This window comes from uncultured Campylobacter sp., from assembly GCF_938017775.1.
Classification (GTDB): Bacteria; Campylobacterota; Campylobacteria; order Campylobacterales; family Campylobacteraceae; genus Campylobacter_B.
The window spans coordinates 1-6,974 of the sequence record NZ_CALIIU010000024.1; the positions used below are offsets into that span (position 1 = coordinate 1).

Genomic DNA, 6,974 nt, shown 5'->3' on the forward strand with positions numbered 1-6,974 from the left:
TTCTGCCTTTTTGAATACTTAGCTTATATCCTATATGAAAGCCCTGTAGAGGCTGCCAAATTTGATCCAAAGCCAGTCTCGAGTCTATCTCTATTCCTCTTACTCTTGCTTTTGGACGATTTACGTTTTGATACACAGAAGTAGGCATTGTACTTCCACCGTTTCCGTAAGGAAGCTGGAATTCCCCCTTGTATTGTAAATCTATAAAATTCCTATAATCCGTTTGGAATAAATTCAATGTAACGAAGCTTGGAGAATTATGAAGCGTAAAGGCAATCTCTTTAGTCTTTGCGGTCTCTTTTTTCAAATCCAAATTAGGATATATCGAAAAATCACGGTGCTGGAAAGTGAAGTAAATTTCATCCGAAGTAGGCGCCCTAAATCCGTTTGCATATTTAAGCTGAATTCTAAAAAAATCGAGCGGATCGATATTTGTAGATATCGAATACGAGTTTGCTGAATATTTTCTTTTTTGAGAAGCCAAATACATAGCATTGGCTTCCGCATTGGCGTCTCGATGGGCCTTTATCTCGGCATTGGACGGATTGCCGGGAAGCGGCGTATAGGGAACGAACATACCGATAAACAGATCGGTCGGAATTTTAGGCGTCACGCCGGGAGTGTAGCTTGGATTATGCTTCACTCTGTCGTATCTATAATTAAGATCAAAGCCTAGGATATCGTTTATGCGAAAATCATCCCCCACATAAAGCGCTCCGGTTTTAGTCTCAACCGGAATAAGAAAGCTAAAAGGATCGTCTTCGTGGCTACAAAGCGTTACATAGTCGTTTCCGTTGTATAGCTTACATTTATCCGCATACCAAGTGCCGAGCATAGGAAAGTCGGGGTTAGTATTTCTTACGCCGAAAAAGGTTTCGGCCCACCACTGTTTATTCGTAGGCTCGTATCCTTGTCTGTTTACCATTCGCTTATCGCTTTTACTAAAAAGCCCGCCGTAGCTTAAGGTGTGCTCTGAGCTTTTGATAGTAAAATCCTTGGTAAGATCGAGATTTAATTGTTTTGTATCGGTGATGAGATCCCTGTCTTTCCAGTTGTTATCTACAAAGCCGTATTGGCTCGGCAATAAGAGAGAATCGCCGTTCCAGCTATCTTTTGGATTGATTACCGCATAGTTTCCTTTGCCATTAGGGGTAGGTACAGGGGTAAGGTCGTAGTGCTGATAGCTCCACGTATTTGTATCAAATAGATCGATACCCTTTGAGCAGTTATAGTTATCGCAATTGACTAAAATATCGGAGACTCCTCCCGTGTTTAATTCATTCGTGTATCCTCGGTAGGCGTTATCATCCACTTTATCGCCTCTACTATCTACTACTATATCTCTCGTCCTAGGTATGGGAACAGGACTCCACCACGGCTGTTCGTAATACGTCTCGGTAGAATGTTGCAGCTCGCCTCCGTATTTATCTACCATTTTTCCGTTTTCGTTTATATGTAGACCGGACGGATTTGAAATCCCCGCGCAATTATCGCCCTCGCAATACTCGTCCGTTCTCGATTTTAGTTTGATATGCTGCTTGTTGTAGCTAAATTTCAGGCTATCCCATAAAGGCGTTTCGTCGAAATTTTCGTAAGTGAACGAATAGTTTTTTCTTTCGCTTCTATCGTTGGTATGTCGTATGTCATTAGTTAGAGCACCCCAAGGAGTTTGCGTATTATAAAGAGCAAATTGATTCGACCAGTCTATTCCCTCTGATTTTATATTAGACTTATCGTATCCTAAGCTAAATCTATCGGTATCGGTAGGCTGAAAGCCAAATTTTACCAATGTGCTTTTTTTGTAAATTCTATAAGGATCAGGTTTTTCTCTAACCTTTCTGATGACGGTTGGGTCATAGTCTTTATATCCCCAGTTTTTTAGTTCATGTCCTTCTCTATCGGTGTGAATAGCCAAGAGATCAAACCACTTAAACCGAACTGCAGCTGCGTGGCTTTGCCAGTTTTGTCTATCCGCACTTTGATACCCGCGCTTAAATCCGTAATACCAATCCTTCTCCGTCAGATAATCTCTCGCATCTTTCGTCTCAAATGCCACCGAGCCACCCAGCGCGCCCGAGCCTCTTTTTACCGAATCTGCACCTTTAGTGATATCTACTTGTCTTACGTTTTCAACCTCAACGCCGTTTCTAGTGTTATTAAAGTTTCCATATCCTTCAAATAGATCTTTAAAACCTTGCGAGCTTAATGTTTCTGCTTGGCGAAGTCCATCTATGCTTATATCTACGCGGTTTTCATCTACTCCGCGGATCGAGTAGCCACTAGCACCGAATCTTCCACTTTCGACAACTGAAACGCCGGTTTCGTGACGAACCATATCTCTACTATCGCTAACTTGCTCTTTGGCGAGTTGCTTGGCGCTCTTTTTGGTTTCGCCGACTTTTTTGGTAAGCGGGTCGCTTTCTACGTTTCCCGTAACATTGATCTGCCCTAAATTTTGGGAGCCACCTTCGCTATCATCTTCCGCAGCTAAAGTGGCCGCGCATAAACAAAGCGCTCCCGCCGCTGCAATAGAAAACCTAAATAAGCTCATTTTGATCCTTTTATAATACTATTTCTCATATGCGTTATTAAAAAGGACAGTATATTAGTGAAAAATTCTTTAAATTTAAATTAAAAAGAATTTATTTATCATTTATAGTTATAAAATTTAATTAAATTTAAAGAATTCCTAGGCTTACGCCTTTATCTCTTAAATTTACATTTTTTAAAATTACAAATTTTTACTTTAAATTTTGAAGTTTTTCATGAAATACTAAACGATGATGGGGTAAATAAATTTTGAAATTTTAAGTTAAAAAATTTAAAATTTTATCATAAGCAAGCGGAATTTTATCTACGCACGTAGTACTTTGGGCATCATGCGAACTGGCATTTTTACGAAGCTATGTTCCACAAAATTTATAAAATTTAGAATTTCCGTAAATTTACTCAAGCGTTTGCGGTGTAAAATTCTGATTTAATATTTTATGATCTCGGCTTGCGCGCGGGCTTAATGCGTTGCTAGTCCTGGCACAAGCCGAACAGAACCACGTTAACTCTCCTTCAAAAGCTTGGTTAGCGCCGTGCCGCTTTCGTCGTGTTTGCGGATATTTTTATAAATTTTACTAAAATAAGCTTCTAAAAATTCCTGATCGTCAATTTTCTCTTCGCCCTTTTTCGGCACGATCTTTCGGTACTCACCACTGCTTTGCAGCTCGAATGCAAGCTCGTTGTCGCTTAGCTGAAGCTTTAAAATTTCCTTGAGCTTGTTTTGCAAATTTTCGTTGTAGATCGGGCTCATCAGCTCCAGCCTGCGCTCTAAATTTCGCGGCATCCAATCCGCGCTCGCGATGTATAGGCTGGGCTGCGCGTGCGCGAAATAAAAAATTCTAGCGTGCTCTAGGTATTTGCCGACGATCGAGATTACACGGATATTTTCGCTGACGCCCTTAAGCGCCGGGCGCAAGCAGCAGATGCCGCGCACGATGAGATCGATCTTTACGCCCGCAGCGCTTGCTTTATACAGCGCCTTGATCATATCGCCGTCGACAAGAGCGTTCATCTTAGCGATGATCCTGCCGGCAGAGCCTTTCTTCTCCTCATTTTTTATCATCGCTAAAAGCCGCTCTTTGATCTGCATCGGCGACATAGAGAGGTTGTCCAGCTTGCGATTTTTGTTGTAGCCCGAGAGGATGTGGAAGAAATTCGTCGTGTCCTTATCGAAGCGGTCGCCGCAGGTAAAAAAGCTCACGTCGGTGTAAATTTTAGCGCTCGAGCCGTTGTAGTTGCCCGTGCCTAAGTGGATATAAAATTTTAACTTGCCGTCCTCTTTTTTGATGATCTGAGTTACCTTGGCGTGGACTTTAAAGCCCGTTATGCCGTAGATCACGTGCGCGCCCGCGTCCTCGAGCGCCTTCGCCCAGTGCAGGTTGTTTTCTTCATCAAACCTCGCCTTAAGCTCTACCATCACCGTCACCTGCTTGCCGTCGCTTGCGGCTTCGATCAGGCTCTGGACGATCGGGGAGTTTTTCTCCACCCGGTACAGCGTCATACGAATCGAGATGACCTTTGGATCCTTGGCGGCTTCTTTAATGAGTTTTTGCACCGGATCGAAGCTCTCGTAAGGATGGATCAGCAGGATATCCTCTTTCTCCATCGCGCTCATAACGGAGGTGTTTTCGTTAAATGGAGGCAGCGTCTTTGGCAGATATTGAGGATGGGCTAGAAAGGAAAAATCCTTATTGGAAGCGATCTCCCAAAGCCCGTCCAGTGTAAGTGGCACGGCGCATTCATATATATCTTTGTAAAAAATTTTAAGATGAGAATTTAGAAATTCTAAAAGCTCAGCATCGGCATCCTTTTCGATCTGAAGCCGCACGAAAGCCCCTTTGCGGCGCAGTTTAAGCCCTGCTTCTAAAATCATCATAAAATCGTCCGCTTCCTCCTCCTCGATTACGATATCTGCGTTTCGCGTGACGCGGAAGGCTGCGGAGCTGATGAGCTTGTAGCCCGGGAAAATCTCCTCCGCATGGCGCTTTACGATGGTGCCGATCGGCACGTAGGTGTTTTGCGCGACCTGCACGAAACGCGGGATCACGCGCGGAATTCTAATCATCCCAAAATGCACCGACTCGGGCGCACCCTCATCGCAGAGCTTGACTGCGAGGGAGAAGCTGAGATTATTTAGATGCGGGAAAGGATGGGTCGCATCTACTGCGATCGGGACGATGACGGGCATTATTTGCGAGAAAAAAAACTCGTCCGCCGCAGGCTTTAGCTCGGGCTGCAACTCGTCGTAACTTTTGATAAAAAGCCCGTTTTTGCAAAGCTCCTTTTGGATGCCGAAATACTGCTGCTCAAGCTCGGTTTGTTCGTTTCTCAGATAGGAGCGGATCGCGCGCAGCTGCTCAAGAGGCGTCATCTCGTCATCGCCGCTGGTTATAACGCCGGCGGTAAAAAGCTGCTTCAAGCCCGCCACGCGGATCATATAAAATTCATCTAAATTCGTGCTGTAAATCGCTAGAAATTTTAATTTTTCAATTAGCGGGATATCCTTTTTGCATTGTTCCAGCACGCGGGTATTGAAGCGCAGCCAGCTTAGCTCGCGGTTTATAAAATTATTTTGTGTTTGCATAAAAACTCCTTTTTGAATATTAATTCTAAGATTATAGCCCAATTAAGATTAAATTTTAAAGTCCGAATTTCATGAGCTTGCAAGTGGGGCAATTTAGTATTTAAAATTCTGCCCTAATTCCCTATTTTTCCTAAATCCTTGCACATTTGCGCATTGCCGTCTTTGCAGCCCAGCTTTAAATACCGCCTTAAATATAAAATTTGCTCTTTCTCCTCCTCGCTCATATCAAGCACCCATTTGCACGCCTCCTTTATATTGCCCTTGTCGCAAGCCTTTTTGCAAAAATTTTTGCCTTCATTTTTATCTACTTTAGCCCACAATAGCAATCCGTAAGCGTAGCACGAAGGGTAATGCTCTCCGTTGCAGCCGATTTCATAAAATTTCGTAACCTCGTTTATATCTTTGTCCTCTCTGTTTAACGATGTGGCAAAGCGCCCGCATCCTGCGGGATTTCCCGCATCACAGGATCTTTTAAAATACTCTTTTGCCGCAAGCTCATCCTTTTTTACGCCCTCGCCGTAAAAATATAAAAGCCCGTAATCGTCGCAAAATTTCGCGTCTAGCTCGCAAGCTCTTTCGTAATATGTCTTGATTTTCGCGTGTTTTTCATCCAAAGACGTAAGCGAATATGCTCGCCCGATAAAAATGCAACCCTTGGCATATCCCAAACTGCATGATTTTTCAAAAAATTCCAATGCTAAATCATCGTTTTTTCGTGTGCAAGATCTATTATTTAGAATTAAAGCCGCCAAATAGCATGCTTCGCCGTCGCCGCTACTGCATTTCTTTAAATTTAAATCGTAAGTATCGCACGCAGGCGCTCCTAGAGAATAAATTTCGTTTACGCTCTCAGCCTTTAAAAACAGAACCGACGCGAGTATAAACAATAGCGCTTTCATTTTAATCCTTACGAATAATATAAATTTAAATTTAGATCGGCAGGCGATGTAAATTTTATCTTTTGCTAGCGGCTCCACTTTGATTGCGCTCTGCCGTGACCGGCATCATTAAGATCAAAAGCGCCAAAATTGCGGGATAAAATTCTTTCATTATCGCTCTTTGCCCTTCTTTGGATTTACTATCTTTTACTCCTTGGTTGAATTTGAGTCGTATTTATCGCTTATTTCCCAAAAGGCTCTTTTCGCACACTTTACGGGATCGTGTTCCTCCTGATCTCGTAAGCAGTTTTCTAAAGCTATCTTTAACGCGCAAGACTTTAGTTTAAATATTCTTTCTTCTTCCAAGCGTTCTGAATACTTTTCGCAAGCTATAGTGTAGTTCATTACAGCCTTTTTAATGTTGCCTCTTAAACCTATATCATGAATTCCGAGGTTAAAACAAGAGGCTGCAACACCCGCCTTGCAGGATTTTTCTAAGGGCACAAAAGCCGCTTCACGCATACCGAGCTCTAAACCCATAACATAGCCCAAATCATCGCATTTTTCCATATTACCGCTATCACATTTTTTAGATAAAATTTCTATTAGTTTAGTACACGAGCTATATTTACCGTTTCCTTTATCGCATTCGTTATAAAGATTCTCCTCTTCAGCCGTATGCTTACCAGCCATTACGATAGAAGCTAAAAATATCATGGAATAAAATACAAAATTAATTTTCCCCATACAATTTCCTTTCGACACCTTCAAAAATAATTTTACCTTTTTTTATAGGGTTGCACTCTTTGTCTTTTAGGCAGGCTTTCAGTTCCTCGATATTTTTGCAAACTATATCTCTATCTTTAAGATCGCTATTACAAACTTTTTCAAGGCTTTTGATTGCTGTTTGGATATTGCCGTTTGCATATATATCTAGCGTACCCAATATAAAACAGTGATAT

5 protein-coding genes are annotated in these 6,974 nt (G+C 42.3%); all 5 read right to left on the bottom strand.

The genetic code is table 11. The features are described from left to right. Window positions 1-2,551 (bottom strand): TonB-dependent receptor (locus Q0537_RS04395; RefSeq protein WP_299225422.1); only part of this gene is annotated, 2,551 nt, incomplete at its 3' end. A 501-nt stretch (window positions 2,552-3,052) separates the two neighbouring features. Continuing rightward, on the bottom strand, window positions 3,053-5,134 hold the full coding sequence (locus Q0537_RS04400; protein ID WP_299225423.1) for an RNA degradosome polyphosphate kinase: 2,082 nt from the start codon (window positions 5,132-5,134) through the stop codon (window positions 3,053-3,055). Window positions 5,135-5,247: 113 nt separating this feature from the next. Then, window positions 5,248-6,033 (bottom strand): tetratricopeptide repeat protein, encoded by a 786-nt coding sequence (locus Q0537_RS04405; protein WP_299225425.1) that lies wholly within the window; start codon window positions 6,031-6,033, stop codon window positions 5,248-5,250. A 186-nt stretch (window positions 6,034-6,219) separates the two neighbouring features. Continuing rightward, window positions 6,220-6,759 (bottom strand): hypothetical protein, encoded by a 540-nt coding sequence (locus Q0537_RS04410; RefSeq protein WP_299225427.1) that lies wholly within the window; start codon window positions 6,757-6,759, stop codon window positions 6,220-6,222. Further along, window positions 6,746-6,974: hypothetical protein (locus Q0537_RS04415; protein ID WP_299225429.1), on the bottom strand; the 229-nt coding region annotated here is incomplete at its 5' end. The genes Q0537_RS04415 and Q0537_RS04410, both read right to left, overlap by 14 nt.

Bases quoted from the DNA above. Each gene is read 5' to 3' on its own strand.
- Q0537_RS04405 (WP_299225425.1), bottom strand. From the start codon at position 6,033: ATGAAAGCGCTATTGTTTATACTCGCGTCGGTTCTGTTTTTAAAGGCT.
- Q0537_RS04400 (WP_299225423.1), bottom strand. From the start codon at position 5,134: ATGCAAACACAAAATAATTTTATAAACCGCGAGCTAAGCTGGCTGCGC.
- Q0537_RS04410 (WP_299225427.1), bottom strand. From the start codon at position 6,759: ATGGGGAAAATTAATTTTGTATTTTATTCCATGATATTTTTAGCTTCT.